The 726-nt window shown below is 62.7% G+C and carries 2 pseudogenes; both read left to right on the top strand.

The features are described from left to right. A pseudogene (locus tag SOQ14_RS14145) lies at positions 1-335 on the top strand (hypothetical protein); the annotation flags it as partial. A 118-nt stretch (positions 336-453) separates the two neighbouring features. Beyond that, a pseudogene (locus SOQ14_RS14140) lies at positions 454-726 on the top strand (TonB-dependent receptor); the annotation flags it as partial.

The raw sequence follows: 726 nt of genomic DNA, 5'->3' as shown, positions 1-726 counted from the left end.
AGGCAGCGGCATGCCTGCTGCGCGCCGGACGGGCGCTGATGCTCTCGGAAGAAGCCCGGCCTGATGGCTGGATGCTGGGCGAACAGGGCGCGGTGATTGCCGCCAATCCCGGGGTGCAGGCGATGGTGCGCCACCACCGCCTGCTCTACGCCGATCTGGCAGATCCGATGGCGCTGCTGCGGCAGGACCGGCGCGAACCCACGCATTTGTCGCGCTTCTGGACCTATGCCGGAGCGCTGCACGGTGCGCCCGCCTATCAGCAGGTCGAATCCGTCGTCACGTGCTGCCAGTTGCAGGCCCACTTTTGCCGGGTCCCCCTTTGTGTCCTCTTATGACACCGCTTGACATAACGAGACAGAAAGCGCAACCGTCGGCCCACAAGATCGACCGCACGAGCGATGATCCCGTCATCATCCCAACAGTCGACACACACAGGGGAGGGAGAAAACCAACATGCCTGCCAGCACCAAAATTGCGTTCCAATCACTTGCCGCATCGGTCAGCGTTCTGGCGCTTGCCCATGCCGCGCCCGCGTTCGCTCAGGACGAAGGACTCGGCGAAATCATTGTGACTTCACAGAAAGTGAAGGAAAATGTGCAGGATGTGCCGATCGCCATTTCGGTGGTGTCGTCGGAGCGTCTGGAGCAGGCCGGGGTGTTCTCGCTTGAGAATATCGCCACGGTCGTGCCCTCGGTGACCTTCCGCAAGGGCACCACCAGCGCCAAC

The organism is Erythrobacter epiphyticus (assembly GCF_034653295.1).
Classification (GTDB): Bacteria; Pseudomonadota; Alphaproteobacteria; order Sphingomonadales; family Sphingomonadaceae; genus Erythrobacter.
Note: the sequence above shows the minus strand (reverse complement) of the source record. Positions and strands in the feature narration are given on the sequence as shown.